This is a genomic window from Ensifer sp. ENS03 (assembly GCF_014852035.1).
Taxonomy (GTDB): domain Bacteria; phylum Pseudomonadota; class Alphaproteobacteria; order Rhizobiales; family Rhizobiaceae; genus Ensifer; species Ensifer adhaerens.
Genome location: NZ_JACVAV010000002.1, coordinates 1183678 through 1209157 on the forward strand (window position 1 = coordinate 1183678; position 25480 = coordinate 1209157).

Consider the following 25480-nt stretch of genomic DNA (forward strand, 5'->3'; position numbering starts at 1 on the left):
TGGATTTATGTCGCTACCGATTAGATCGTGCACAATATTTATACCGTAGCCGCGCTATAGTCAATGTCTTGCGATTATATCGTGAACGATTTATTTTGAGAGCATGACAGGAGAAAGCGATGATTGACACCGATCCCAAGGGCGATGAGGCAATGCTGGCGCTCGATAGTTTCCTGTGCTTTGCGGTCTATTCCGCAAACCACGCCTTCACGCGCATCTACAAGCCGCTGCTGGAAGAGCTCGATCTCACCTATCCGCAATATCTGGTGATGGTGCTGTTGTGGGAAAAGGACGACCAGACGGTCGGCAGCCTCGGCGAGCGGCTCTTTCTGGAATCGAGCACTTTGACCCCGATGCTGAAGCGCCTGGAGGCCGCCGGCTACATCGCCCGCGTGCGCGACAAGGCGGACGAGCGGCAGGTCCGGGTACAATTGACCGAGATGGGCAAGGCGCTGCGGCAGAAGGCAATCGACGTACCCCGCAACCTTGGCGAAGCGACAAAGCTCGGCCCCGACGATCTCGAGCGACTGCGCGCCGAAGTCTCGTCGCTCAGAGACACGCTATTGAAATAATAGACCGCTGCGCCGAGCGTCACCAAAAGAAAAGCCCGGCGATTGCTCGCCGGGCCCCAACCACTCGGACACAAGGTCCGAAATCAGAACTACTCGTTCTGGAAGTAGTTGTACTTGCCGTCGTCACCCTTCTTCCAGGTGTACATGACGTAGTCCGGACGCGTGATGTCGCCCTTTTCGTCATAGCCGAGTTCGCCGATTGCCGTCTTGAACGGACCCTTTGCCTTGATGGCTTCGGCAACTGCCTGCGGGTCGTTGCCACCGGAAGCCTTGGCAGCTTCGGCGATGACCTGGAGAGCGGCGTAGGCGTAGAGCGTGTAGGCTTCCGGTTCGAAGCCGGCAGAGCGGAACTTCTCGACGAGGTCCTTGGCAGCCGGGTTCTTGCGCGGATCCGGAGCGAACGTCATCAGCGTGCCGTCAACGGCGTCGCCGGCGATCGAGGCCAGTTCGTTCGAAACGATACCGTCGCCCGACATCAGGGTAGCCTTGAGGCCCTGGTCCTTCATCTGGCGCATGATCAGGCCGGCTTCGGTGTGCAGACCGCCGTAGTAGACGATCGAAACGCCGGCTTCCTTCATCTTGGCGATCAGAGCCGAGAAGTCCTTGTCGCCGGTGTTGATGCCTTCATAGAGGGCTTCGGTGAGGCCGGCTTCGTTCATCGACTTCTTGGTTTCGTCGGCAAGGCCCTGACCATAGGGGGTCTTGTCGTGAATGACGGCGATCTTCGCGTCCTTGAAGTTGGCAGCGAGGTAGGCACCGGCAACCGCACCCTGCTGGTCGTCACGGCCGCAGGTACGGAACGTGTTCCAGAGACCGCGCTCGGTGAACTGCGGGTTGGTGGAGGCCGGGGTTACCTGCAGGATACCGTTTTCGGCGTAAACTTCAGAAGCCGGGATGGACACGCCCGAGTTGAAGTGACCGACAACGAACTTCACACCGTCAGCAACGAACTTGTTGGCGACCGAAACGCCCTGCTTGGCATCCGAAACGTCGTCGCCGAGCACAACCTTGATCTGTTCCCCATTGATACCGCCAGCGGCATTGATGTCAGCGGCGGCCTGCTCTGCACCTTTCTGGAGCTGTGCACCGAAAGCGGCGTTCGGGCCAGTCAGCGGGCCGGCGACACCAACGAGAATATCAGCCCAGGCGCTGCCGCTGAAGGCAACCATAGCCGTCAGCGCGACCGCCGACAGAAGAGACTTTTTCATCTTGTTACTCCCAATTATTCGAGCGGGTCTCGTTACCAACCTGCGCAATGCCCACCATAGTTGCGCCGGTGTTTCTTTCGCACCGGCCGCGGCGGCCGGCGCGCGCTGTTCCCTTTATTTGGCTTTCCAGGAGAAAGGCGAAGCCTTCTCATAGAGCCAATAGTAGTTATTGGTCATTTGCTTGGTCCGGTAGTACCGGAAACCTGCGGTAGCAAACAACAAAAGTACGATCGTGTCCACGATATAGTATTGCAGGCTGAACATGGTGCCTTCGAACAGCGCATGGTGGACGAAACGGATGCCCAGTCCCAGCAACGCCACGTAGAGGATGAGCCGCGGCATGCCTTCCCAGCTTTCAGCCACGCTCTTGCCCGTGCGCCAGGCGGTCCAGCCGCCGAGCACGCAGCTTATGAAAAGAAACTGCCAGATCGACACTTCTTCGTAGAGAATTCCCTGCATGTCACTTGCTCCAGATGCGGCCGGTCAATGACGGCCGCCTTCGAGATAGGCCGCGCGCACTTCCGGATTGGCGAGGAGTTCCTTGCCGGAACCGCTCATCGTCACCCGGCCGTTCACCATCACGTAGCCGCGGTCCGAAAGCTTGAGCGCGCCGAAGGCGTTCTGCTCGACGAGGAAGACCGTCAGCCCCTCCTCCTTGTTGAGTTTCTTGATCGCTTCGAAGATGCCCTTGACGATCAGCGGTGCGAGACCGAGCGACGGCTCGTCGAGAAGCAAAAGCTTCGGCCGGGCCATCAGCGCGCGGCCGATCGACAGCATCTGCTGCTCACCGCCCGAAAGCGTGCCGCCGCGCTGCGCCTGGCGCTCCTTCAGGCGCGGGAAAAGCGTAAACACCTTTTCCACGTCCTGGTCGAAGTGCTTCAGGTTGTCGAGGCTGGCGCCCATCTGCAGATTTTCGAACACGGTCATGCGCGGGAAGATGCGCCGACCCTCAGGCGATTGCGCAATGCGCAGCCGGGCGATCTCGTGCGTCGGCATGCGGGTGATGTCCTGCCCTTCGAAGAAGACCGAACCGGTACGCGCCTGCGGGCTGCCACAGATGGTCATCATCAGCGTCGACTTGCCGGCACCGTTGGCACCGATCAGGCAGACGATTTCACCACGGTGAACTTCGACATCGACCCCGCTGAGCGCCCGGATGTTGCCGTAGTAGGTCTCGACGGCTTTGACTTGGAGAAGTGGCGCCGTCATCAGTGGGTGCCCCCCTGCCCGCCTTCGATTTCCTCGATTTGTTCGATCACCTCTTCAACCTCTTCATCCTCGACACCCAGATAGGCCGCAATGACCCTCGGATCGTTCTTCACGAAATCCGGTGTGCCGTCGGAAATCTTCTGTCCATATTCCAGGACCACCACGTGGTCGGAGATCTCCATGACCACGGACATGTCGTGTTCGATCAAAAGAATCGACGTGCCGGTATCGGCGCGAATGCTTTTCAGCAATTCGTTGAGCGCCAGAGACTCGCGCGGATTGAGACCGGCGGCCGGCTCGTCCAGGCAGAGAAGCTCGGGCCCGGTGCACATGGCACGCGCGATCTCGAGACGACGCTGGGCGCCATAGGAGAGATCGCCGGCCGGATCGTCGGCACGGTCGATCAGCGACGCCTTTTCCAGCCAGTGCTTGGCAAGTTCGATCGCCTCGCGCGATGCCTGGCGGTAGGCCGGGAAGCCGAGCAGACCGAGGAAGGTGTAGCCGGATGCCTGCATCAGCTTGTTGTGCTGCGCGACGAGCAGGTTTTCGAGCACCGTCAGACCGGAGAACATCCGGATGTTCTGGAAGGTACGCGCTACCTTGGCGAGCTTGGTGATCTCGAAGTCAGGCAGACGCTCCAGCAGGTATTCCTTGCCGGCCTTCTGCTTCATCGTGATCATGCCCATCGTCGGCTTGTAGAAGCCGGTGATGCAGTTGAACACCGTGGTCTTGCCCGCTCCGTTCGGGCCGATCAGCGCGGTGATGTCACCGCGATAGGCTTCGAAGGAGAAGTCGTTGATGGCCATGAGACCGCCGAAGCGCATCGACAGGTGCTCAACCTTGAGAATGGGGTCTTTTGTCATTGTCGTTGTCTCGCGGGCCATCAACCGTGCCCTTCCTTGGTGAAGCTGCCGGAGACTGCCTTGCGTTCGTGCAGGAAGGCTGTCGGTTCGCGTGATCCGACGAAGCCGCGCGGCTTCCAGACCATGACGACGACCATGGCCAGGCCAAAGATCAGCATACGGTAGAGTTCAGGTGTGAAGTCCGGTCCGAAGACCATCTTCAGGAAGGAAAGCTCGCGCAGGATTTCGGTGCCGCCGATCATGACGGCCGCAGCGACCGCGATGCCGGTGAGCGAGCCCATGCCGCCGAGAACCACGATCGCGAGAATGACCGCGGATTCCAGGAAGACGAAGGATTCGGGCGACACGAAGCCCTGGCGCACCGCGAAGAACGAGCCGGCGATACCGCCGAACATGGCGCCCGTCGCAAAGGCGGTGAGCTTGGTCGTCACCGTGTTGATACCGAGCGAGCGGCAGGCGATCTCGTCCTCGCGCAACGCTTCCCAGGCGCGGCCGATCGGCATGCGGCGCAGCCGGATCGTCACGTAAGCCGTGAGCAGCGCAAGTGCCAGGATCAGATAGAACAGGAAGATCTTGTAATAGGCCGACGACATCGGCAGGCCCATCATTGCTGCAAATCCGTCCTTCGAGGCATCGAACTTGATGCCGAACAGCGTCGCCTTGGCGATACCGGAGACGCCGAAGGTACCCTTCGTCACTTCGGTCCAGTTGATCAACACCAGTCGGATGATTTCACCGAAGGCGAGCGTCACGATCGCCAGATAGTCACCGCGAAGACGCAAGACCGGGAAGCCGAGAATCATGCCCCAGAAGGCGGCGAGAATGCCGGCGACCGGAAGAAGAACCCAGAAGGACAGGCCGAAATAGGTCGACAGCAGGGCGTAGGAGTAGGCACCGACCGCGTAGAAGGCGACGTAACCCAGGTCCAGCAGGCCAGCGAGGCCGACGACGATGTTGAGCCCCCAGGCCAGCATCACGTAGATCAGGATCTGGATGCCGAAATTGTCGACCCACTTCAGCGAGCCCTGGACGCCGAAGATCGCGACGACGAGCGGCGGATAGATGAGCAGGAACGCAATCGCGAGCTTGGAGAAGTTGCGGCTGAAGAAGGTCTCCTCCTTCACCGCATCCTCGGCCTCGGCCTTGGCGGCCTTGCGCCGAGCCATGGCCGGCTGGACATAGGCAACCATCAGGAAGCGGCCGACGGCAGCGACGATCACGAAGATCGCCAGCAGTCCCCAGCGCTGGTTGAGGATCAGCTCGTTGCGGATGTTCTGGTCGGACTTGAGACCGACGAACAGCACGAAAAGGCCGAGCGAAATCAGGCCCGCGAAGACAGCCTCGCGCAGGGCCCGCGCCGTCACGTCAGTGCCGGCGCTTGCAGTCGTAGAAGCAATGTTTGCCATGGAATTATACCTTCTCGACTTCCGGTCGTCCGAGAATGCCAGACGGCTTGAAGATCAGGACGATGGCGAGAATGGAGAAGGTCGCGACGTCCTTGTAGTCGATGGTGAAATAGGCCGACCAGAGGGACTCGATGAGCCCGATCAACAGTCCGCCGAGAACGGCGCCCGGCAGCGATCCGATGCCGCCGAGAACGGCCGCGGTGAACGCTTTGACGCCAGGCACGAAACCGTCGGTGAAGACGACGACGCCATAATACATCAGATACATCGTGCCGGCGACGGCAGCGAGTGCTGCACCCATGATGAAGGTCACCGAGATGGTGCGGTCGACGTCAACACCCAGCAGCGCCGCCATCTTGCGGTCCTGTTCGGTCGCGCGCTGGGCACGGCCGAGCGGCGTCTTGTTGACGATGTACCAGAAGATCGAAAGCAGAGCCGCCGTGATGACGATGATGATGATCTGCTTCAGCGAGATGGTGATGCCGAAGACTTCGTAGACCGAAGAGACGAGCGGCGGGATCGGCTTGTTGCGCGGGCCCTGCGTCACCTGGATGAAGTTCGACAACGCAATCGACATGCCAATCGCGGTGATCAGCGGCGCAAGCCGGAACGAACCGCGCAGCGGCCGATAGGCCACTTTCTCGATCGTCCAGTTCCAGAGACCTGCAGTCAGCATGCCGACGATCATCATCAGCAGGAGAGCAAGTACAACCGGGACGCCCCCGATGAATGTTGTGAGAATAAGAAAGACAATCAAAGCAGCAAAGCCGCCGAGCATGAAGATATCGCCGTGGGCGAAGTTGATCATGCCAATGATGCCGTAGACCATGGTATAACCGATTGCGATCATACCATAAATAGACCCAAGAGTCAGCCCGTTGACGAGCTGCTGGACGAAATACTCCATCAATCTTCCCCTGGACCAGATCCATAACGGTCCGGTCTCTTGTTTTTTGAGCTCATTGTTGAGCGCTGTGTTTGCTCGATTCCATACCTCTTTCAAACGAAAAGGAAAGCTAAAAAACGCGACTTCGCCAAAAACTTCCTCGATAAAATCGATTTGACGCTTTTACAGCCAGAAAAATCAAATCTTTCGCAGCTTTCGCCCGCGAAAGCATCAACTTTAGTCGTAAAAGCGTCGGGTATTCTATGAAGCTTCGACAGCCACTTCGGTCTGCATTACACCTCGAATGCTTAGGCGCGCATGCGCTGACCGTTCGAATCGAACAGCGGATGCGGCTGAAGACGGGCCGGCAGGATCTCACCCAAGAGTTCGATCGACCAGCCATCGCTTCGGTCGGCGATCTCCTTGGGCACGTAGCCCATGGCGACCGAAACCCCACTTGCATGCGCATAGCCGCCCGATGTCACCCAGCCGCGCACGACACCGTCGAGATAGATGGGCTCGTCGCCGATGACGTCCGCATCCCTCGCATCGAGCACGAAGGTCCGCAGCCGCATCGCGCCGCCATCCGCCTTCTCCTTCACGGCCGCCGCCTTGCCAATGAAATCCGCATCCTTGCCGGTCGCGACGAAACGGCCGAGCCCAGCCTCGACCGGGCCATAGAGCGGACGATATTCGCGCGCCCAGCTGCCGAAGGATTTTTCGACGCGCAATGCATTCAGCGCCCTCAGGCCGAACAAACGGATCCCGGAAGCCGCCCCCTTCTCCATCAGCAGTTCGAAGAGATAACGCTGGTACTCCGGTTTCATCCAGATCTCGTAGCCGAGATCGCCGGTGTAGCTGACGCGGCCGACGAGCGCGGGCGCCATGCCGAGATCCATCCGGCGGATGTCCATGAACGGGAAATCGGCGTCGGAGACATCGAGATGGGTCAGGCTTTCAAGCACATCGCGCGCCTTCGGCCCGGCGATCGACAGGCCCACCAGCTCCAGCTTCAACGCCTTCAGCGTCACCGAGCCGTCCGCAGGCAGATGCGCCTCGAACCAGCGCATGTGGTAGTCCTCGGCTATGCCGGATCCAACAAGCAGGAAATCCCCCTCGCCGAGCTTGGCAAGGGTGAAGTCGCCGATCAGCTTGCCGTCCTCCTTCAGCATCGGTGCCAATGCCATGCGCCCGACCTCAGGGATGCGGCAGGCAAGCATGCGGTCGAGCCAGGCTTCAGCGCCCTTGCCGGTGATCGCATATTTGGCAAAGCCCGATGTCTCCATCAGGCCGACGCCTTCGCGCACGGCCCGGGTCTCCGCGCCCACCGTCTCGAAGTCGGTCGAACGGCGCCAGGAGAAGGCGTCCTTGACGCCTTCGGGTGCAAACCACAGCGGCGTTTCAAGCCCGTAGGACGCGCCGAAGACGGCGCCCGCAGCCTTCAGCCGGTCGTAGATCGGCGTCGTCAGCAGAGGCCTTGCCGCCGGCAGCTCCTCGTTCGGATAACGGATCGAGAAGCGACGCGAGTAGTTCTCGCGCACCTTGGCATTGGTATAGGCAAGCGTGGCGAAATCGCCGTAGCGCGAAACGTCCATGGCAAAGACGTCGAAGCCGGGGTCGCCATGGATCATCCAGTTGGCAAGCGCCAGGCCGACGCCGCCACCCTGGCTGAAGCCGGCCATGACGGCGCAGGCCGACCAGAAATTCCTCAAGCCCCGCACCGGGCCGACCAGCGGGTTACCGTCCGGCGAGAAGGTAAAAGGACCGTTGATGATCTTCTTGATGCCGGCCTTGTTGAAGGCCGGGAAGTGCCGGAAGCCGACCTCGAGTTCGGGCGAGATACGGTCGATGTCCTCGGCGAGAAGTTCATGGCCGAAGTCCCAGGGCGTCGTGACGGGCGACCACGGACGGCACGCCTTCTCATAGGTGCCCATCAGCATGCCGTTCCGCTCCTGGCGGAGATAAATCTCGCCGTCGAAATCGACGCAGTGCATCAGCTCCTTGCCGCGCGTCTGGTTGAACTCGATGACCTCTGGCATGTCCTCGGTGATGAGATACATGTGCTCCATAGCGAGCACCGGGAGTTCCAGCCCCACCATGCGCCCCACCTCGCGGGCCCAGAGGCCGGCGGCGTTGACGACATGCTCGGCGACAATCTCGCCCTGGTTGGTGATCACCCGCCAGCAACCGTCTTGCCGCTGCACCAGATCCTCGACCTTGGCGTGCAGATAGATCTCCGCACCGTTCTTCTTCGCTGATTTGGCATAGGCATGCGTCGTGCCATAGGGATCGAGATGCCCCTCGACCGGATCGAACACCGCACCGACGAACTGGTCGGGATCGAGCAGCGGCATCAGGTCATGCGCTTCCCTGGGCGTCAAAAGCTCGGCTTCGAGCCCCATGTAGCGGCCCTTGGCAAGGATCGATTTCATCCAGTCGAAACGTTCCTTGGTGGCGGCGAGCATCATGCCGGACGTCATGTGCAGGCCGACATCCTGGCCGGAATACGCCTCGATCTCCTTGTAGAGCTCGACCGTATATTTCTGCAGCTTGGCGACGTTCGGGTCGCCGTTGATCGTGTGCATGCCGCCGGCCGCGTGCCAGGTGGAGCCGGAGGTGAGTTCCGATCGTTCGAGCAGCACGGCGTCGGTCCAGCCGAATTTCGTCAGGTGATAGAGCACCGAACAACCGACGACACCGCCTCCGATAACGACGACCTTGGCATGGCTTTTCATGCGTACACTCCGTCTCCCCATGCTCCTGTCGGAGGCATGGCCAAATTGTCAGGAAGAAACTCAGGCACGGCCACCGCTTGCTTCAGGGACAGAAGTGCAAGCGGCGAATGATGAAAGCCTAGTCAGAAAGACGGCGCCGATAAAGACACGGCTGCGAAGGACGCTTGTCCATTTCCGCCGTTTGCTGGTGGATGGGCGACCTGTTTGCGGCATTTCATGCCGCATTTGATTTCGACCTCTTGAAGGGGCCGTTTCAATCAGAGAAGGCGGCGGTGAGATCGAAGGCCCGCCCCATCTTCATCAGGTCATCGAAGAGCGATTCCGCATAGCTCCGCGGCACGATCAGCTCGAACGTGTCCTCGTCCGTCCGGGCGAGATTGACCGGGATGTGACCGCACAGCGCATTGGTGCTGCCGCCAACCGTGAAGGCTGAGGGATGAAGATCAAGGCCGATGCCCTTGGCGAGGATGCTGCGCACGTTCGGGCCGGCGATCCGGAACACGACGCGCCCATCGCTTTGGTCGACAACATAGGCACTGCCGTCGCAAAGCTCTTCGAGCCAACGCACGAGCCCGCTCGGCGCCTCCACCTCGGAGACGACAAGCCATTCCCCCGGCGCCGAAAACCGCATGGACAAGTCGGACTGTACGGCGATCGCCTCACGCACGGTCTCCTCCCGGCCGGCGCACGCAAGAACCGTCGCCATCGTGCGCCAATGCCCGACCATCAGGTGGTCGGCCGCCGGCGACGTGGGTGCCGATCGCAGTTTCTGCTCCAGTGCGTGGCGGTTGTTGTAGTCGCGAACCATCACCGCCTCCTCAGGCCTTCAGCTTTGCATTTTGCGGATCGACGAAGACCGGGTCGCAGACCTCGGCGACGATCTCCTGATCGCGCAGCTTGTCGAACACCACGACCTTCTCGCCATAGCGTTCGCGCCCGGATTTCAGGAAGGCAAGCGCGATGGCGTGGCCCAGGACCGGCGAGAAACCGGCCGAGCTGACCCAACCCTGATCGTTCAGCGTCGAGGGCTTGGTCCCCTCCTTCAGAAGATGCGCTCCGGCCCGCATGTCCTTGTCGGCATCGACGGACTTCAGACCAACGAGCTGCATGCGATCCGCCGCCGTCAGGCCGTAGCGCGTCGACAGGCGCTTGCCGATGAAGTCAGTCTTCTGCATCGAGAGCATTCGGCCGAGCCCGGCATCGTCTGGCGTCACGCGACCGTCGAATTCGGCATGCGTCAGCAGACCCTTCTCCAGCCGCAGCACGTTCAAGGCTTCGACGCCATAGGCACAGATTTCATGCGGCCGGCCGGCCTCCATGATCTGGTCGGCCACCGCCTCGCCATAACCTGCCGGCACCGCCAGTTCGAAAGCCAGCTCCCCGGAGAAGGAAATGCGGAAGAGCCGCGCCGACACGCCGCTTTTCAGGACGATCTTGCGGGCGGACAGGAACGGAAACGCACCATCGGAAATATCGCCATCGACGATCTGCTGCAGCACCGCGCACGCTTTCGGACCAGCGATCGCCATCTGCGCCCATTGGTCGGTCGACGAGGTGAAGCGGACTTCGAGTTCCGGCCAGAGCGTCTGGGCGCAATATTCCAGGTGCGCCATGACGGGACCGGCCATCGCCGTCGTCGTGGTGACGAAGAAATGTTCCTCGTCGAAGCGGCTGACCGTACCGTCGTCGAAGACGAAACCGTCTTCGCGCAGCATCAGGCCGTAACGCGCCTTGCCGATCGGCAGCTTCAGGACCGGGTTGCAATAGAGACGGTTGAGGAACTCCGCAGCGTCGGGGCCGAAGACCTCGATCTTGCCGAGGGTCGAGACGTCACAGAGGCCGACATTGGCCCGCACGTTCAAGACTTCTCGATCGACGCTGTCGCGCCAGGTCTTTTCGCCGGCGCGCGGGAACCATGCGGAACGATACCAGAGCCCGGCCTCGACGAAGGTCGCGCCATTTTTCATCGCCCAGCCATGCAGCGGCGACTTGCGCGCCGGTGCTGCATGCTCATCGCGCGCCGTGCCGGCAAGTGCACCGAAGGAGACCGGCGTATAAAAAGGCCTGAAGGTGGTGGTGCCGACCTCTGCCGGGCTGACACCACGCATGCCGGCGAGAATGCCGACGGCATTGATGTTGGAAAGCTTGCCCTGATCGGTCGCCATGCCGCTGGTCGTGTAGCGCTTGGCGTGCTCGACATGGCCGAAACCTTCGCGCAGCGCCAGGCCGAGATCCTTCGCATGCACGTCGTTCTGGAAATCGACGAAGGCCTTCGATTTGGCGCCCGGCACATACCAGAGCGCTGAAAAGGACGTGGCCTCTTCGCCATCGACGACCGGTGCTGCGGCCGAGCTGGCGCTGAAGCCGAGGTCGGCCGCAATCGCTGCGGCCTTGTCCGCACCATCGGACAGGCAGCCCGCGAGCGTGTAGACACCGTTTGCAGCGCCCACGGGACGCAGGCCGCCACCGACATCGGGTGCGACGAAGGCCTTCAATTCCTCCGACCAGGCCGGTCTTGCGCCGCGCTGGCAGGCAAGATGCACGACCGGGCTCCAGCCACCGGACATCCCCAGCGCATCGCAGGCGATCAGTTCCTCGAAGCCGGAGCGTTCGACGACGATGCCCTTGAGGCGCTGCCTGCCCTTGGTGTCGACGACGGAAGCCGAGCGGATGACCCGGATGCCATCAGGCGCCTGATCGGCGGATTCCGCTCGGGCGTCGACGATCGCCGCGATGGCGACGCCCTTGGACGCAAGGGCCCGTGCCGTGCGGTACCCGGCGCTGCCGCTGGTAAAGATCGTGACCTGCTTGCCGGCGGCCACACCATAGCGCTCGGCATAGGTGGTCATGGCGCCCGCCATCATCACGCCGGGCCTATCATTGCCGCCGAACACCAGCGGGCGTTCCTCGGCACCGGTTGCCATCAGCGCGCGCTTGGCAACGATACGCCAGACACGCTCGCTCACGAGCTTCGAAGACGGTTCAGCGACGTGTTTCTGCACGCGTTCAACCGCGCCGAAGACGTTGTCGTCATACCAGCCGAAGACCGTGGTGCGCGAAAGCAGAGTGACGTTGGGCAGCGCTTGCAGTTCGGCGACGGTGCGGTCGGCAAAGACCGATGCCGGCGCGCCGTCGACAGTCTCGCCGGTCGCAAGCAGGGAGCCGCCGAGCCGGAAATCCTCGTCGGCGACGATGACCCGAAGGCCGGCGCGGCCGGCCGTCAGTGCTGCCATCAGGCCGGCGGGACCGGCACCGACGACGAGCAGGTCGCAGAACGCCCAGGACTTCTCGTAGCTCTCGGGGTCGCGCTCCAGCACCGCCCGGCCGAGGCCGGCGGCGCGGCGGATGAAGGGTTCGTAGACGCGCTCCCAGAACTGCTTCGGCCACATGAAGGTCTTGTAGTAGAAGCCGGCGCCGAGGAACGGCGAAAGGACGCCGTTGACCGCCCCGACATCGAAGCCGAGAGACGGCCAGCGGTTCTGGCTTTTGGCAGTCAGCCCGCCATAGAGCTCGGCGACGGTCGCCTTGGTGTTGGCATCGGTGCGAGCACCAGAGCCGAGGGTGACGAGCGCGTTGGGTTCGGAGGGCCCGGCGCTGACGATGCCGCGCGGCCGGTGGTATTTGAAGCTGCGGCCGACGAGCAGCTGGTCATTGGCAAGAAGTGCGGAGGCGAGCGTATCGCCGGAAAATCCGCGCAGCGGCCGGCCGTCGAAGGTGAAGCTCAACGTTTTGCTGCGATCGACGAGGCCGCCGGAGGAAAGACGATAGCCGGTCATCGCGCAGCCCTCCGCGCAAACTCGGCCGCATCGACGACGGAATAGACCTCGTGGGTGGCCGTATCGCGCTCGACCACCAGGAAGCGGCGACAGCCGGCGATGTGATGCCAATGCTCCAACGTCCGCCCACGCGGGTTGGCGCGCACATAGACGTAATCATGCCAGGCCTCGTCCGAATCCATCGGCTCGGGACGGCCGCGCGAGGCGTCGCCGCGGATCGCGAATTCTTCCTTCGGTCGGACCCCGCAATGCGGGCAGGTAATCAGGCTTGCCATCGTCTTCCGTGTCCTGAAGCCGCACTCCGGCTTCCTGTTCATTCCATACGAGCCGGCGGGCCGGCCGTGTCCTGTCAGTGAAGGTTGGGCTGCGGGCCGGCGCCGGCCTCGTCGACGGCATAGCCGCGGGCGAAGCGATCGAGCCTCAAGGCGCGCGCCACCGGATGGGTGTCGTTCTTGGCGATCAGGTGGGCGAAGCAGTAGCCGGAAGCCGGCGTCGCCTTGAAACCGCCGTAGCACCAGCCGCAGTTCAAGTAGAGATTGTCGATCGAGGTGCGGTCGATGATCGGCGAGCCGTCCATGCTCATGTCCATGACGCCCCCCCAGGCGCGCAGCACCCGAACGCGCGACAGGCCGGGGATCATCGTCACCCCCTCCTCCATCACGTGCTCGGCGGTCGCCAGATTGCCGCGCTGGGCATAGGACGAATAGCCGTCGATCTCGGCGCCGAAGACGAGGCCGCCCTTGTCCGATTGCGAGATGTAGAAGTGGCCGCCACCATAGACGATCACGTGATCGATGCAGGGCTTCAGCCCCTCGGTCACGAAGGCCTGCAGCACATGGCTTTCCAGCGGCAGCTTCAGATCGGCCATTTCGCCGACGCGCGAGGTGTTGCCGGCCGCCGCCAGCGCCAGCTTGCCGCAACCGATGAAGCCCTTGGTCGTTTCGACGCCGGTGACGACACCGTTTTCGCGGCGAATGCCGGTCACTTCGCAATGCTCGATGATATCGACACCATGCTGGTCGGCGCCGCGGGCATAGCCCCAAGCGACCGCATCATGCCGCGCGGTACCGGCGCGGCGCTGCAGCAGGCCACCGAGGATCGGATAGCGGGCATGATCGTAGTTGAGGAAGGGGATCATCTTCTTCAACTGCTCGCGCTCGATGAGCTCCGCTGCCACGCCTTCCATCCACATGGCATTGCCGCGGCGCACATAGGCATCGCGCTGGCCGTCGCTGTGGTAGAGCATGATGACGCCGCGCTGCGACAGCATCACATTGTAGTTGAGATCCTGCTCCAGCCCCTCCCAGAGCTTCATCGAGAACTCGTAGAAGGGCTCGTTGCCCGGCAGCATGTAGTTGGAACGCACGATCGTCGTGTTGCGGCCGACATTACCCGAGCCGAGATAGCCCTTTTCCAGGACCGCGACGTTCTTCACGCCGAATTCCTTGGCGAGATAATAGGCGGTCGAGAGCCCATGGCCGCCGCCGCCGACGATGATCACGTCATAGTGGGATTTCGGCTGTGGCTGGCGCCAATGCGGTTTCCAGTTCAGGTTTCCGGAAAGGGCGTTCCTGACAAGCGAGAAGGCGGAATAACGCATGAAGGCATCCAGTTCAGTTGCGCCGGCACATTTGCACAGCCGGAACGCGGAAGCAAAGACGCAAAGCCTCTCGCAATTGCAAAAAAGCTTGAGATGCTCCGCCCCGCAGATCAGCTTCGACCACGCGTAAAGAGCCGCCTGCCATGTCAAAAGCATGGCTATAATCTTCCTCTCAATATGCTATGGGCCTGATGGCGGACCGAAAGACAGGGCGAATGCTGGAGATACTGCAACAATCGGCAATAACGGCGGGTCGGGCCATTCTCGACATCTACAATGCCGGGCCGGAGGTCACGCACAAGCCTGACTGCTCGCCGGTCACCGATGCCGACACGACGGCCGAACGCATCATCCTGGCAGACCTCGCCTCCGCCTTTCCGGACATCCCGGTGGTCGCCGAGGAAGCGGTGTCTGCCGGCTTCGTGCCGGAGACTTCCGGCAAGTCGTTTTTCCTTGTCGATCCGCTCGACGGCACCAAGGAATTCATCAGCCGCAACGATGACTTCACCGTCAACATCGCGCTGATCGAAAACGGCGCGCCCGTCGCGGGCGTCGTCTACGCCCCGGCGCTTGGCATCCTCTATGCGGCACACCATGGCAAGGCGGTAAAGTCGGTTATTGATGGCAGCTTTCGCCTGACCGAAGAAACGATCATCGGCTGCCGCAGCTGCGGGGATCGCATGGTGGGGCTCGCCAGCCGCTGGCACAACAGCGCCGAGACGATCGACTACCTCGAAAAACACGGCATCGCCGATTACCGGACGGTCGGCTCGTCCTTGAAATTCTGCCTGCTCGCCGAAGGCGTGGCCGACGTCTATCCCCGCTTCAGCCGGACGATGGAATGGGACACCGCCGCTGGCGACGCGATCCTGAGGGCCGCCGGTGGCGAAACGCTGACGATGGATGGCACGCCGCTCACCTACGGCAAGCGCAACCAGAAGGACGACAGCGACTTCGCCAATCCCTGGTTCGTATCGCGCGGCAAGCCCTGAGCAGGTCGCGCAAGGGCTGAGGCGGTTCCTAAGCCTCTCTCGTCTGGATCCCAGCGGCGATCAGCTGGCCGATCGATTTCTCGTTAAAGGGTTTGTCGATCCGCGGAACGTGCCTGAGATAGGTCGGGAAGTGCTCGGCATCGCCGTAGCCGCTGGTGAAGCCGAACGGCATGCCGCGGGCAAGCATGGCATCGGCAACCACGAAACTCGTGTGATCGCCGAGATTGACGTCGAGGATCGCAAAATCGAAGGCCTGGAGCGCCAGCAGTTCCAATGCCTGGTTCGCATTTCCGGCGATCGTAACCTGCAATATTCCGAGAGAAGCGAGGATTTCCTCGACGTCCATGGCGATGATGAAGTTGTCCTCGAGAACGAGGACCGTCCGGACGGACGGTGAAAGCTCGGCCATGTCAATGCACTCCATTTTTCACGCACAGCGACGGCAGTCATCGTCGCTGCAGGCGCATTTCCAGGCGGAATGCCGTCCAGAGTCCCGGAACCTCCACTGAGGCAACGGCAACGACTGAGCTTAGGCTCCAATGGCCTGACCTGGCATTTAAAAAAGACATGTGAGCGTCATGACGGGATCGGGAACAAGCCTTTCGTCGCGGCGTTCAGTTCATGCGGCGTGGCCCTCGGCCGCCTCCGCTCGACATTCCAAGACAGAACTGGAGCAGAAGAATGAAACAGACTGCCGCCGTGCTGAAGCCCAAGGTCAGGGACGAAGAATTCGACATCGGCCTGACGAAGGCCTATCGCCAGCAGATGGCAACCGCGCTTTCCGATATCCTTGCCGATACCTACAAGCTGGTGATCAAGAGCCACATCTACCACTGGAACGTGGTCGGGCCCCTGTTCAAGCCGCTGCACGAACTGACCGAAGAGCACTACAACGCGCTGTTCAAGGCAACCGACATCATTGCCGAGCGCATTCGCGCTCTTGGCCACCTGGCGCCGGCGAAGCTCGCCGAAGCAAAAACCTTCGCCCCCAGCGCCGCCTCGGTCAACCACACGACGGCGGCCGAGATGGTGGCAGACCTGATCACCGATCACGAAGCGGCGGCGCGGCGCATACGCGAGGCCGGCACCAAGGCCGATGAAAACGGCGACCTGGTCACGACGGACATGCTGACCGATCGCCTCAACTTCCATGAAAAGGCTCTGTGGATGCTGCGGGCGATCGTTGCCGCCTGATCTCCCCCACCTTGACATCGATGCGGCCCCGGCGCCGCATCGATCGGCTTCGACTGGGCACGTCAGATGAACGGCCGCTTGGGTTCGCGGAGCCCTTCCCAGCCTGAAACCGCAAGCAGGCCGTCGATGTCGCGGACATTGCAGCCCTTCTCCGCCCAGCGGATCAGGCCCCGTTCGGCAAGTTTCTTCAAAGTCTTGTTGGTGTGAACGATCGAAAGACCCAGCGTGTCGGCCACATGCTGCTGGCTGATCGGAATGGCGACGCGGCTGTTGCTGAAGAGGTCGAGCACCTCCGCCCGCTGATAGAGGAAGGCGATGAGATAGGCCGCCCGCTCCAGCGCGGATCGGCGGCCGATGCTCAAGAGGTTTTCATCCAGAATGCGCTCCTCGCGTGCAGCGATCCACGTGAGATCATAGGCAAGCTCAGGGTAGTTCTCGAACAGACGGTTGAGCTTGCCGCGCTCGAAGACGCAGAGAGTGACGGGCGACAGCGCTTCGATCGAATGCTGCATCTCCCCCATCAGGCTGCCCTGCAGTCCGATCAGATCGCCGGGCATCACATAGTTGAGGATCTGGCGGCGGCCGTCATCGAGCATCTTGTAGCGGAAGCCCCAGCCGGAAAGCACGGTGAAAAGGTGCGCACTGTGCGCGCCTTCGACGAGTATGGTCGCGCCACCATCGACCGCCAGTTCGCCAGTCTTGAACTGCGAAACGAAGGCAAGTTCTTCGCCGGTAAAGGCACGAAAATGATCGAGCTTGCGCAAGGGACAGCTTTCGCAAGGGGTGCGCTTTTCGTTGCGGGCTGTCATTTCGTTCATCGTTCCATCCACCGCATGCGTTCGTTCAGGCTTTTGCGTCCAAAACTGCAAGTAGCGCCGGCATCGCAGGTGACAAGATACAACCCTGAAAACACTTGGTTTTCCGAAGCGCCATCGTTGCCATGATCATGGACAGCCAGCCCTTGGCGCCCTATCTCTTGCACTCGACCCCGCCACAGGAGCTTCACCATGTCCCACCCTGCCTTCGCCCCCGGCAATGTCGCCGTCGTTACCGGTGCTGCTTCCGGCATCGGCCTTGCGGCTGCCAGACACTTCGCGACGCTCGGCATGTACGTCGTGCTCACCGACCTCGCGGGCGACAAGCTGGAGAAGGCGGCCGCCGAAGTCGCAGCCGCCTCGCCCGGCGGGGCGCGGCACGTCACGGCCATCGCGACAGACGTCTCGCGGCTCGACACGCTGGAAGCGCTTGAGCGGGAGGTTCATCAGCGGCTCGGCGACGTGCATGTGCTCATGAACAATGCCGGCATTCAGCCCGGCAGCGCGATCCTCGGCCCCTTGGCCGCCTGGGAGGCGACGCTCGGGGTCAATCTCTGGGGCGTCATCAACGGTTCGCGCGTCTTTGCATCCCGGATGATCGCCCACGGCAAACCGGCCGTCATCATTAACACTGGCTCGAAACAGGGCATCACCACGCCGCCCGGCGACCCGGCCTACAACGTCTCCAAGGCGGCCGTGAAGGTCTTTACCGAGGCGCTGGAGCACGAGCTGCGCAACACCGCCGGAAGCCAGGTCCACGCGCACCTGCTGATCCCCGGTTTCGTCTACACCGGGCTGACGGCTGGCGGCCGCACGGAAAAGCCCGCCGGCGCCTGGACGTCGGAACAGACGGTCGGCTTCATGATGGAGAGCCTGGCGCGCGGGGATTTCTACATCCTCTGCCCTGATAACGACGTGCCACGCGCGACCGACGAACGGCGTATCCTCTGGGCCGCCGGCGACATCGTCGCGAACCGGCCGCCGTTGTCGCGCTGGCATCCGAAATATGCGGATGCCTTCAAGGCGTTCCTCGACAGGGATGGCGATTGATCCTCCTACGTTGACACTGCGTTCTCGGCGACCCTTCTGGTGCTGGCGGGACACATCGTGTTTTGTGGGACGACGATAATGAGGGACTAAGAATGACGAGCGGCATCCATCACATCACCCTGATTGCCCGGAAGGTCCAGGCAAACGTCGACTTCTATGTCGGCTTTCTTGGCTTGCGCCTGGTCAAGCGGACGGGCGGCTATGAGGACGCCAACCAGCTGCACCTTTTTTACGGCGACGCCGAGGGTTCGCCGGGTTCGCTCGTGACCTTCCTGATGTGGGAAGACGGCGGCCGCGGCCGCGTGGGCCATGGCCAGCCGAGCGAAATCGCGTTTGCCATCCGGCCGGAGAGTATCGGCTTCTGGCTGACCCGCGCGCTGCAGTTCAACATCGCCACGTCAGGGCCAGCGCAGGAGTTCGGTGAGCCGGTGCTGCGGCTCAAGGATCCGGACGGTGTCATCGTCAAGCTCGTCGGCACCGAGTTGGTTTCGGGTGCGGCCCCCTGGAGCCCGCGCGATATCCCGGCGGAAGACGCCATCCGCCGCCTGCGTGGCGCCACGATCCTCACGGAAAAGCCGGAGGATTCCGTTCGCTTCCTGACGTCCCATTTCGGTTATACGGAAACCGGCGCAACCGACGCGATCCGGCGGCTCACCTCCGCCTCCGGCGACACCATCGACGTGCGCAATGCAAGCGGCTTCTGGACGTCTGCCCCCGGAACCGGAACGATCGATCACATCGCCTTCCGCGCGCCCGACCGAGCCGCCGTGGAACGGGTGCACGAGGACCTGCAACGGGATGGCGCGGGCGCGATCAATGCGCATGACCGCAAATACTTCTATTCGCTCTACGTCCGCGAACCCGGTGGGTCGCTCTACGAACTGGCCAGCGACGTGCCCGGCTTCACCGTCGACGAACCGAAGGAAACACTCGGCACCGAACTCTTCGTGCCGGCGCATTTCAGCGCCGCGCGCGAAGAAATGCTGCTGGCCATGCCGCAGTTCGCCCTGCCGGGAGAACCGCGGCTGACCGAGCGCGACCTGCCCTTCGTGCACCGCTTCTATCACCCTGGCGTGCTGGATGACCGCACCTTCATGCTCTTGCACGGCAGCGGCGCCAACGAAACGCAGCTTCTCCACCTCGCCCATCAGGTCGACAGGCAGGCGACGCTTGTCGGCATTCGCGGCCGGTCGAACGAGGAGGGAACGCCGCGCTGGTTCCGGCGCTATTCGCCGACGACCTTCGACCAGAAGGACGTGCGGTCGGAAGCCGAGGCCTTTGCTGCCTTCGTCGAGGGTGCCCGCGACGGCTACCGCATCGATCTGGAGAAGACGGTTTTCATCGGCTACTCCAACGGCGCCAATCTTCTGGTGGCCCTGATGCTGTTGTATCCGGGGCTCGTGCGCAATGTCGTACTGATGCGCTCAATGCTCGTCCTCGACGACGTGCCGCCGCCGGATCTCTCGGGTACGAAGGTGCTGCTCCTGACCGGCAAGCACGACAGCTACGGCGACTTCGCTCCACGCCTCAGGGAAGAGCTCGTCCGCACGCGCGCGGATCTGACCGCGGTCGACCTCGACATGGGCCACGAGATCGGCGCGCCAGATATCGCGGCTATCCAGCAATGGCTGCAGGATAAGGGCCTCTAAGCGTTTCTGAGGTCGTTTCGGCGAATGCTTTCGAGAAATCCAACAGCGCTCGCTCCCTCACCCTCATGCTTGGGCTTTGCCCGAGCATCCATACCCAGTCCTGTCCGCGATGTCCGGGGCAGCCTTAGCGCCTCACTGTGTCGGCAGACTACCGCGCTCCCTCAGCGCCGGCAAAATCCGCAAATGCCTTGACGAAGGCGGCGAGCCGGTCGCGGGCGTCCGTGTCCGTCAGCGTCCCCGCCTCATCGAAAAGCGTATCCGCCTTGGGCAGCATCAGGCGCTTGCCGGACCAGAGCTCGGCGCCGAGCGTGCGCATGACGGGCAGCCAGGCGTTCTGGCTGAGAATGGTGCCGAAATTGCCGGGCGAGCTGCCGGCAAGCGCAAAGGGCCGACCGCGAAACACCTTGGCGATATCGGCGGAAGGCCGGCTCATCCAGTCGATCGCGTTCTTGAACACGCCGGGGATGGAGTTGTTGTATTCCGGCGTGAACAGGATGACGCCGTCGGCAGCCATCACCTTTTGCTTCAGCGCCGTCACGGCGTCCGGAATGCCGCTCTCCTTTTCGACATCGCCGTCATAGAGCGGAATTCCGTGCAGCGTCGCGGTGTCGAATTCGACGCCACCAGGCGGGTTTTCCGCGGCCGCCCGCATCAGGCCGGTGTTGAACGACGCCTTGCGCAGGCTCCCGGAAATGCCGAGGATTTTTGTCATGAGGTCTGGTCCTTTTCCAAGTCCTTGCGGGCGCGCCTCGAAGCGCGAGGCGGGATGCCATCGACATAGGCAACGCAACAGCTGTCATGATGGGTCCGCGCGGAACCGATGTCCAACGGGATCAGAGGGATAGAGACAAAAAAGCCGGGGACGAGCCCCGGCTTTTCGTTGGGATCAGACCGTTAGACGAGCGGCTTCAGCCGGGCCTCGATCTGCGCGCGCTTCGGCTCCAGGAACGGCGGCAGAGACAGGCTCTCACCGAGCGTTTCCATCGGCTCGTCGACGGCAAAACCGGGACCATCGGTCGCGATCTCGAAGAGGACGCCGTTCGGCTCGCGGAAATAGAGCGAGCGGAAATAATAGCGCTCGACCTCGCCGCTCGACGGCAGACGGAAGCCGTTAAGCCGTTCCGTCCACTCCGTCAGCGCCGCATTATCAGGCGCCCGGAAGGCGACGTGGTGCACGGCACCGGCGCCCTGACGCGCGATCGGCAATCCCGGTTGGACGGCCACGTGCAGTTCGGCCGCAGGACCGCCCTCGCCCATGGTGAAGACGTTGACTTCCCCCTCGCCGTCCGGCGACGGATAGGTGCGGGCCTTGCTCATGTTCATCACATGCGTCAGGACGAGTTCGGTGTTGGTGATGTCAGGCACGCTGATGGTGATCGGTCCGAGGCCCTTGATCTGGCGCTCGGCCGGCACCGGGCTCTTTTCCCAGGGGTGTGAGGGCGCAAGCCCGCCGTCGTCGACCAGCCGGAAACGTTGGCCTTCGCCATCCTCGAAATCAAGCGCGGTGCGGCCATCGATCTCCGTGACCTCTCCACTCGTGACCTTGAGTTCGTCGAAGCGGTCCTTCCACCAGCGAACGGTTTCGGCGCTGCCGACCCTCAGACCCGTGCGCGAAATGCTGTGCGTGCCGCGCCCTTCCGGCCCGACCGGCCAGTCGAAGAAGGTCAAGTCCGTGCCGGGCGTGGCGCGCCCGTCGGCATAGAAGAGGTGATAGGCGGTGGTGTCGTCCTGGTTGACGGTTTTCTTGACCAGCCGCAGCCCGAGCGTCTCGGTGTAGAAGCGCAGGTTTTCCGGTGCGTTGGCGGTGATCGCCGTCAGGTGATGGATCCCAGTCAGTTGCAAGCTCATGATTGCCTCCAATGCGTTGGCATTGCTGTTGAGCCCAATATGGGATGCCGCATCGTTTCCGACAGTAGACCAATAGAGAACAGAACGTTCTCCTCAGGTGAACAACAAACGGCCCGTCCGCGCTGCCATCGCTGAGGCGCAACGGCGATCGAGGCGCGCTCAGCGGCGATTGAGATCGCCGAGATAGGTGTTTTCAAGGCGGGAGATTGCGTAGGCCTTGGGGTCGATGTCGACGAGGAGCACGGCTTCCTGCCCAGACCCCGCCTTGGCGAGCAACTGCCCGTCGGGTGCTGCAATGCGCGACAGCCCGGCGAAGGAGAACAGCGGGTCCGAACCACAATGGTTGATGTAGGCGACGAACACCTGGTTCTCGAAGGCGCGCGTCTGGATCATGTGCTCGGCGATGAAATCGCCGGACCAGCCCGCCGGCAGCGCCGTCGGCACCAGCACGGCCTCGGCGCCGGCGAGCGCCAGCCGCCGCACATTCTCCGGAAACTCGACGTCGTAGCAGATCAGCATGCCGCAGGTGACGCCACGATGTGTGAAGAGCCGCGTCGACGGCTCCGGCGCGCGGAAGATCGAACGCTCATAGTCGCCGTAGAGATGGGACTTGCGGTAGACGACCGGCGCGGCATCGCCATCGACATAGACGGCGCTGTTATAGACGTCGTCGCCGTCGCGCTCGGCAAAGCCGGCGATGAGCGCAATGCCCGTCTCAGCGGAAATCGCCTTGAGGCGCTGAACGATCGCGCCATCCGGCGCCTCGGCGAGCGCTGTCAACGCCTCGCCGGCGCCATAGCCGGTGACGCCGAGTTCGGGCGTCAAAAGCAGCGTCGCCCCTTGTCCTGCAGCTTCCGCCGCGGCACGGGCAATGCGGTCAAGATTGGCGGCAACGTCACCCGCCGCCGATTGCATCTGGAGGGCGGCGAGTTTCATCATTTTCCATCCGACGACATGGCGCCAAGCAGCTTCGGCAGGTCGCCGAAACGGGCGACGAGGCTGAAGATCACCGCGGCGGTCGTGACGAAGAGTACCGTCACCGACGCCATGGTCGGCGTATAGCCGTAGCGCAGCGCATTGAAGATCTTGATCGGCAGCGTTTCCACCGTGAAGCCGACCGTCATGTAGGCAACGATGTATTCGTTGAGCGACAGCACGAAGGCGAAGGCGTAGCCCGACACGATATAGGGCAGAATCAGCGGCAGCACGACGGTGCGGAAGATCGTGCGCTCATCCGCCCCCATGGTCGAGGCGGCCTCGACCAGCGAGCGGTCGATCGAGGTGAAACCGAGCGACAACGTCACCAGCGGCAGCGTCACGAAGAAGATTGCGTGGCTGACGACGGCCGTCCACGGCTGGCCGTAGAAACCGACCGTCGCCCAGAAGGTGAGCATGCCGAGCGCGGTGATGACAGGCGGCAGCGTGAACGGCGCGACACCGAGAAGCTGGAAAATGTTCGCCCACGGCGCGATCCGCCGCCACAGGAACCAGGAGAGCGGCAGCGCGATCGCCACCGCAAGCGCCGCCGAAAGCACGGCCAGCGTCACCGAGGCAAAAAGGGCGTTGCGCCATTCCGGATTGAGGAAGATCTCGCCATACCAGGAGAGCGAAAAGCCCTGCGGCGGAAAGGCGAGCGTCTGCTTCTGGTTGACCGAGACGCCGGCAACGACGATCAGCGGCAGCGACAGGAACAGGCCGATCAGGAAGAAGTAGGCCTTGCGGAAGATCGAGGTCATGCCGCTTCTCCCTTGCGTCCGGCAATCACGGTGAGCGCCACGAGCCCGAGCGTGACCAGCACGAGGAACACGGCCATGGCGGCGGCAAACGGCATGTTCGACTGGTAGATCGCCTGGTCGGTGATCAGCACCGACAGCGTCCAGTGCTGCGGCCGGCCGAGAAGCTGCGGCAACAGATAGGAGCCGAGCGCGAAGATGAAGACCATGATCAAGGTGGCGGTGATCGTGTTGCGCAACGCCGGCACGACCACGGTGAAGAAGGCCTTGAGCGGTGATGCGCCGAGTGTGCGGGCGGCTTCCGTCAGCGTCGGATCGAGGCGCACGAGCGCCGGGAAAAGCACCAGCACCGTATAGGGGAAGGCCTGATAGACCATGCCGGTCAAGACCGCGCCGAAGCTCGGCGTCAAGGCCTTGGCCTGCTCCATGATGCCGAGCGCAACGAGGATGTTGGTGATCCCTGCGGTGCGCGAAAACAGCGTCGACCAGGCAAAGCCGATGATGACTTCCGAGAGCGACAGGATCGACAGGAGCGCCACCAGCCACACGACCTGTACCTTCCGCGCCATGCGCGTCAGCATGTACGTGAAGGGCAAGGCGAGCACGACGCAGCAGATCGCCACGATGACGGCGAGCATCAGCGAAAAGCCGAGCACACCGCCGAAAAAGACCGAGAGGAAGCGGGCGTAATTGTCGAAGACGAAGGCCGGCGTATAGAAGCCGCCCTGCTGGCGCTGGAAGAAGCTGACGGCGATCATCGTGCCGAAGGGCACGACGAAGAAGATTGTCAGCATGGCCGCCGGAAAGAGGAGCGGCAGGTAGTCACCAAAGGTTTGGGGCGGTTCGCGTCTCATTTCTTCAGCACCACGCAGACATCGGGTGTGAGCGCGATGCCGACCTCCTGGCCGACGGAAACGTCGGGCCGGGCGCGCGGCGTCGAGACGGCGACAATCTGGTGTCCCGCGATATCGACGAAGGTTTCGATCGTGCCGCCGAGATCGCGCACGAAGGTGACCTTGCCGGTGAGCGCCCCGGCGCCGGGCGCCGTCAGGTGCACGTCTTCCGGGCGAACCGACAGCGTACCCTTGTTGGCGCCCGCAGGCAGGGCGAGGCCGGGGACGACATGACCGAGCACTTCCGCGCGGCCGGCACTGTCGGCCTGAACGTCGAGCAGGTTGGTCTGGCCGATGAAGTCGGCGACGAAGCTGTCGGCCGGGCGGCGATAGATTTCGATCGGCGACGCAGCCTGGCGGATCTCGCCGCCGCTCATGACGACGACGGTGTCGGCCATGGTCATCGCTTCGCGCTGGTCGTGGGTAACGACGATGGTGGTGATGCCCAGCTTCTGCTGCAACTGGCGCAGTTCTACCTGCATCGCCTCGCGCAGCTTCGCGTCGAGTGCCGAAAGCGGTTCGTCGAGCAGGAACAGTTTCGGCGAGATCGACAGGGCGCGGGCAATCGCCACGCGCTGGCGCTGGCCGCCGGACAGCTTGGCGACCGGCCGGTCGGCATAGCCCGAGAGATGGATCATCGACAGAAGCTCGTCGACGCGCTTCTTCTGGTCTTCTTTTGCCGCACCGCGGATGCGCAGGGGATAGGCGATGTTTTCGCCGACGGTCAGGTGCGGAAACAGCGCCAGCGACTGGAACACCATGCCTAGGTTGCGCTTGTGCGTCGGAACCCGGGTGATGTCCTCGCCGTCGAGCCGGATCGCGCCGCCGGTCGGCAGATCAAGCCCGGCGATCATGCGCAGCAGCGTGGTCTTGCCGCAGCCAGATGGTCCGAGCATGCAGACGAAGGTGCCGTGCGGCACCGTCAGATCGACATTGTTGACGGCCCTGAAGGCTCCGAATTCCTTGACGACGTTTTGAAGGGCAAGTCCGGACATTGTTTCTCCGCGAGGATGGTCCCCTCCGCCTCATGGGAGGGTTTCAGGCGGGGAGC

The 25480-nt window shown here is 62.6% G+C and carries 24 protein-coding genes; 5 read left to right on the forward strand and 19 right to left on the reverse strand.

Annotation, left to right across the window (positions count from 1 at the left end):
- Positions 1-119: 119 nt before the first annotated feature.
- Positions 120-572, forward strand: a complete 453-nt coding sequence (locus IB263_RS12540; protein ID WP_034798821.1) for a MarR family winged helix-turn-helix transcriptional regulator — start codon at positions 120-122, stop codon at positions 570-572.
- 89 nt (positions 573-661) lie between these two features.
- Here IB263_RS12540 and IB263_RS12545 read toward each other — a convergent pair whose 3' ends face one another.
- The 11 genes from IB263_RS12545 to IB263_RS12595 all read right to left on the reverse strand — a co-directional run bounded on the left by IB263_RS12545 (position 662) and on the right by IB263_RS12595 (position 14255).
- The gene (locus tag IB263_RS12545) at positions 662-1780 is read right to left on the reverse strand and encodes a branched-chain amino acid ABC transporter substrate-binding protein (RefSeq protein ID WP_034798823.1); all 1119 of its coding nucleotides are present in this window, start codon (positions 1778-1780) and stop codon (positions 662-664) included.
- A 114-nt stretch (positions 1781-1894) separates the two neighbouring features.
- Positions 1895-2239, reverse strand: coding sequence for a DUF6867 family protein (locus tag IB263_RS12550; protein WP_034798825.1), 345 nt, complete (start codon positions 2237-2239; stop codon positions 1895-1897).
- Positions 2240-2263: 24 nt separating this feature from the next.
- Positions 2264-2989, reverse strand: coding sequence for an ABC transporter ATP-binding protein (locus tag IB263_RS12555; RefSeq protein WP_034798827.1), 726 nt, complete (start codon positions 2987-2989; stop codon positions 2264-2266).
- Entirely contained in the window at positions 2989-3873 is an 885-nt protein-coding gene (locus tag IB263_RS12560) for an ABC transporter ATP-binding protein (protein ID WP_090298237.1), read from the reverse strand. The genes IB263_RS12555 and IB263_RS12560 overlap by 1 nt, the downstream gene beginning before the upstream one ends.
- Positions 3873-5258 (reverse strand): high-affinity branched-chain amino acid ABC transporter permease LivM, encoded by a 1386-nt coding sequence (livM, locus tag IB263_RS12565; protein WP_060520354.1) that lies wholly within the window; start codon positions 5256-5258, stop codon positions 3873-3875. Before livM ends, IB263_RS12560 begins: the two co-directional genes overlap by 1 nt.
- Before the next feature lie 4 nt (positions 5259-5262).
- Complete coding sequence (locus IB263_RS12570) at positions 5263-6165, reverse strand: branched-chain amino acid ABC transporter permease (protein WP_034798833.1); 903 nt, start codon at positions 6163-6165, stop codon at positions 5263-5265.
- A 287-nt stretch (positions 6166-6452) separates the two neighbouring features.
- Entirely contained in the window at positions 6453-8879 is a 2427-nt protein-coding gene (locus IB263_RS12575) for an FAD-dependent oxidoreductase (protein ID WP_192438557.1), read from the reverse strand.
- 253 nt (positions 8880-9132) lie between these two features.
- Entirely contained in the window at positions 9133-9687 is a 555-nt protein-coding gene (locus tag IB263_RS12580) for a sarcosine oxidase subunit gamma (protein WP_112771948.1), read from the reverse strand.
- Positions 9688-9697: 10 nt separating this feature from the next.
- Positions 9698-12655, reverse strand: coding sequence for a sarcosine oxidase subunit alpha family protein (locus IB263_RS12585; protein ID WP_192438558.1), 2958 nt, complete (start codon positions 12653-12655; stop codon positions 9698-9700).
- Positions 12652-12930, reverse strand: coding sequence for a sarcosine oxidase subunit delta (locus tag IB263_RS12590; protein ID WP_090298248.1), 279 nt, complete (start codon positions 12928-12930; stop codon positions 12652-12654). Before IB263_RS12590 ends, IB263_RS12585 begins: the two co-directional genes overlap by 4 nt.
- Positions 12931-13004: 74 nt before the next feature.
- The gene (locus IB263_RS12595; protein WP_034798844.1) at positions 13005-14255 is read right to left on the reverse strand and encodes a sarcosine oxidase subunit beta family protein; all 1251 of its coding nucleotides are present in this window, start codon (positions 14253-14255) and stop codon (positions 13005-13007) included.
- A 215-nt stretch (positions 14256-14470) separates the two neighbouring features.
- Between IB263_RS12595 and cysQ the strand changes: the two genes are divergently transcribed.
- Positions 14471-15247 carry a 3'(2'),5'-bisphosphate nucleotidase CysQ gene (cysQ, locus tag IB263_RS12600; RefSeq protein WP_060583004.1) on the forward strand — a complete coding sequence of 259 codons (777 nt, stop codon included), beginning with the start codon at positions 14471-14473 and terminating at the stop codon, positions 15245-15247.
- Between the two features lie 28 nt (positions 15248-15275).
- Here the strand turns inward: cysQ and IB263_RS12605 are convergent, their stop codons facing one another.
- Positions 15276-15662, reverse strand: a complete 387-nt coding sequence (locus IB263_RS12605; RefSeq protein ID WP_034798951.1) for a response regulator — start codon at positions 15660-15662, stop codon at positions 15276-15278.
- A 266-nt stretch (positions 15663-15928) separates the two neighbouring features.
- Here IB263_RS12605 and IB263_RS12610 point away from each other — a divergent pair, with 266 nt between their 5' ends.
- Positions 15929-16441 carry a Dps family protein gene (locus IB263_RS12610; protein WP_060583003.1) on the forward strand — a complete coding sequence of 171 codons (513 nt, stop codon included), beginning with the start codon at positions 15929-15931 and terminating at the stop codon, positions 16439-16441.
- 62 nt (positions 16442-16503) lie between these two features.
- On the opposite strand, the gene IB263_RS12615 is transcribed toward IB263_RS12610, so the two are convergent.
- A complete protein-coding gene (locus IB263_RS12615) occupies positions 16504-17259 on the reverse strand; it encodes a Crp/Fnr family transcriptional regulator (RefSeq protein ID WP_034798848.1) in 756 nt (251 codons plus the stop codon).
- A gap of 189 nt (positions 17260-17448) precedes the next feature.
- Here IB263_RS12615 and IB263_RS12620 point away from each other — a divergent pair, with 189 nt between their 5' ends.
- Together IB263_RS12620 and IB263_RS12625 are read left to right on the forward strand one after the other, a co-directional pair.
- Complete coding sequence (locus IB263_RS12620; RefSeq protein WP_112771945.1) at positions 17449-18306, forward strand: SDR family NAD(P)-dependent oxidoreductase; 858 nt, start codon at positions 17449-17451, stop codon at positions 18304-18306.
- 92 nt (positions 18307-18398) lie between these two features.
- Complete coding sequence (locus IB263_RS12625; protein ID WP_060583001.1) at positions 18399-19955, forward strand: VOC family protein; 1557 nt, start codon at positions 18399-18401, stop codon at positions 19953-19955.
- 148 nt (positions 19956-20103) lie between these two features.
- Here IB263_RS12625 and IB263_RS12630 read toward each other — a convergent pair whose 3' ends face one another.
- The 6 genes from IB263_RS12630 to IB263_RS12655 all read right to left on the reverse strand — a co-directional run bounded on the left by IB263_RS12630 (position 20104) and on the right by IB263_RS12655 (position 25424).
- Complete coding sequence (locus IB263_RS12630) at positions 20104-20667, reverse strand: NADPH-dependent FMN reductase (RefSeq protein ID WP_060520347.1); 564 nt, start codon at positions 20665-20667, stop codon at positions 20104-20106.
- A 182-nt stretch (positions 20668-20849) separates the two neighbouring features.
- Positions 20850-21803, reverse strand: coding sequence for a ring-cleaving dioxygenase (locus IB263_RS12635; RefSeq protein ID WP_060583000.1), 954 nt, complete (start codon positions 21801-21803; stop codon positions 20850-20852).
- A 159-nt stretch (positions 21804-21962) separates the two neighbouring features.
- Positions 21963-22742: a carbon-nitrogen hydrolase family protein gene (locus tag IB263_RS12640; RefSeq protein ID WP_034798855.1), complete on the reverse strand. Its 780-nt coding sequence runs from the start codon at positions 22740-22742 to the stop codon at positions 21963-21965.
- Positions 22739-23539 (reverse strand): ABC transporter permease, encoded by an 801-nt coding sequence (locus IB263_RS12645; protein WP_034798857.1) that lies wholly within the window; start codon positions 23537-23539, stop codon positions 22739-22741. Before IB263_RS12645 ends, IB263_RS12640 begins: the two co-directional genes overlap by 4 nt.
- Positions 23536-24390, reverse strand: a complete 855-nt coding sequence (locus IB263_RS12650) for an ABC transporter permease (protein ID WP_060605215.1) — start codon at positions 24388-24390, stop codon at positions 23536-23538. The genes IB263_RS12645 and IB263_RS12650 overlap by 4 nt, the downstream gene beginning before the upstream one ends.
- A complete protein-coding gene (locus tag IB263_RS12655; RefSeq protein WP_060520343.1) occupies positions 24387-25424 on the reverse strand; it encodes an ABC transporter ATP-binding protein in 1038 nt (345 codons plus the stop codon). Before IB263_RS12655 ends, IB263_RS12650 begins: the two co-directional genes overlap by 4 nt.
- Positions 25425-25480 lie beyond the last annotated feature (56 nt).

Bases quoted from the DNA above. Each gene is read 5' to 3' on its own strand.
- IB263_RS12575 (WP_192438557.1), bottom strand. From the start codon at position 8,879: ATGAAAAGCCATGCCAAGGTCGTCGTTATCGGAGGCGGTGTCGTCGGT.
- IB263_RS12550 (WP_034798825.1), bottom strand. From the start codon at position 2,239: ATGCAGGGAATTCTCTACGAAGAAGTGTCGATCTGGCAGTTTCTTTTC.
- IB263_RS12540 (WP_034798821.1), top strand. From the start codon at position 120: ATGATTGACACCGATCCCAAGGGCGATGAGGCAATGCTGGCGCTCGAT.
- IB263_RS12545 (WP_034798823.1), bottom strand. From the start codon at position 1,780: ATGAAAAAGTCTCTTCTGTCGGCGGTCGCGCTGACGGCTATGGTTGCC.
- IB263_RS12640 (WP_034798855.1), bottom strand. From the start codon at position 22,742: ATGATGAAACTCGCCGCCCTCCAGATGCAATCGGCGGCGGGTGACGTT.
- cysQ (WP_060583004.1), top strand. From the start codon at position 14,471: ATGCTGGAGATACTGCAACAATCGGCAATAACGGCGGGTCGGGCCATT.
- livM (WP_060520354.1), bottom strand. From the start codon at position 5,258: ATGGCAAACATTGCTTCTACGACTGCAAGCGCCGGCACTGACGTGACG.
- IB263_RS12610 (WP_060583003.1), top strand. From the start codon at position 15,929: ATGAAACAGACTGCCGCCGTGCTGAAGCCCAAGGTCAGGGACGAAGAA.
- IB263_RS12555 (WP_034798827.1), bottom strand. From the start codon at position 2,989: ATGACGGCGCCACTTCTCCAAGTCAAAGCCGTCGAGACCTACTACGGC.
- IB263_RS12650 (WP_060605215.1), bottom strand. From the start codon at position 24,390: ATGAGACGCGAACCGCCCCAAACCTTTGGTGACTACCTGCCGCTCCTC.
- IB263_RS12560 (WP_090298237.1), bottom strand. From the start codon at position 3,873: ATGGCCCGCGAGACAACGACAATGACAAAAGACCCCATTCTCAAGGTT.
- IB263_RS12635 (WP_060583000.1), bottom strand. From the start codon at position 21,803: ATGAGCTTGCAACTGACTGGGATCCATCACCTGACGGCGATCACCGCC.
- IB263_RS12615 (WP_034798848.1), bottom strand. From the start codon at position 17,259: ATGAACGAAATGACAGCCCGCAACGAAAAGCGCACCCCTTGCGAAAGC.
- IB263_RS12585 (WP_192438558.1), bottom strand. From the start codon at position 12,655: ATGACCGGCTATCGTCTTTCCTCCGGCGGCCTCGTCGATCGCAGCAAA.
- IB263_RS12625 (WP_060583001.1), top strand. From the start codon at position 18,399: ATGACGAGCGGCATCCATCACATCACCCTGATTGCCCGGAAGGTCCAG.
- IB263_RS12590 (WP_090298248.1), bottom strand. From the start codon at position 12,930: ATGGCAAGCCTGATTACCTGCCCGCATTGCGGGGTCCGACCGAAGGAA.
- IB263_RS12620 (WP_112771945.1), top strand. From the start codon at position 17,449: ATGTCCCACCCTGCCTTCGCCCCCGGCAATGTCGCCGTCGTTACCGGT.
- IB263_RS12645 (WP_034798857.1), bottom strand. From the start codon at position 23,539: ATGACCTCGATCTTCCGCAAGGCCTACTTCTTCCTGATCGGCCTGTTC.
- IB263_RS12655 (WP_060520343.1), bottom strand. From the start codon at position 25,424: ATGTCCGGACTTGCCCTTCAAAACGTCGTCAAGGAATTCGGAGCCTTC.
- IB263_RS12630 (WP_060520347.1), bottom strand. From the start codon at position 20,667: ATGACAAAAATCCTCGGCATTTCCGGGAGCCTGCGCAAGGCGTCGTTC.
- IB263_RS12570 (WP_034798833.1), bottom strand. From the start codon at position 6,165: ATGGAGTATTTCGTCCAGCAGCTCGTCAACGGGCTGACTCTTGGGTCT.
- IB263_RS12595 (WP_034798844.1), bottom strand. From the start codon at position 14,255: ATGCGTTATTCCGCCTTCTCGCTTGTCAGGAACGCCCTTTCCGGAAAC.
- IB263_RS12580 (WP_112771948.1), bottom strand. From the start codon at position 9,687: ATGGTTCGCGACTACAACAACCGCCACGCACTGGAGCAGAAACTGCGA.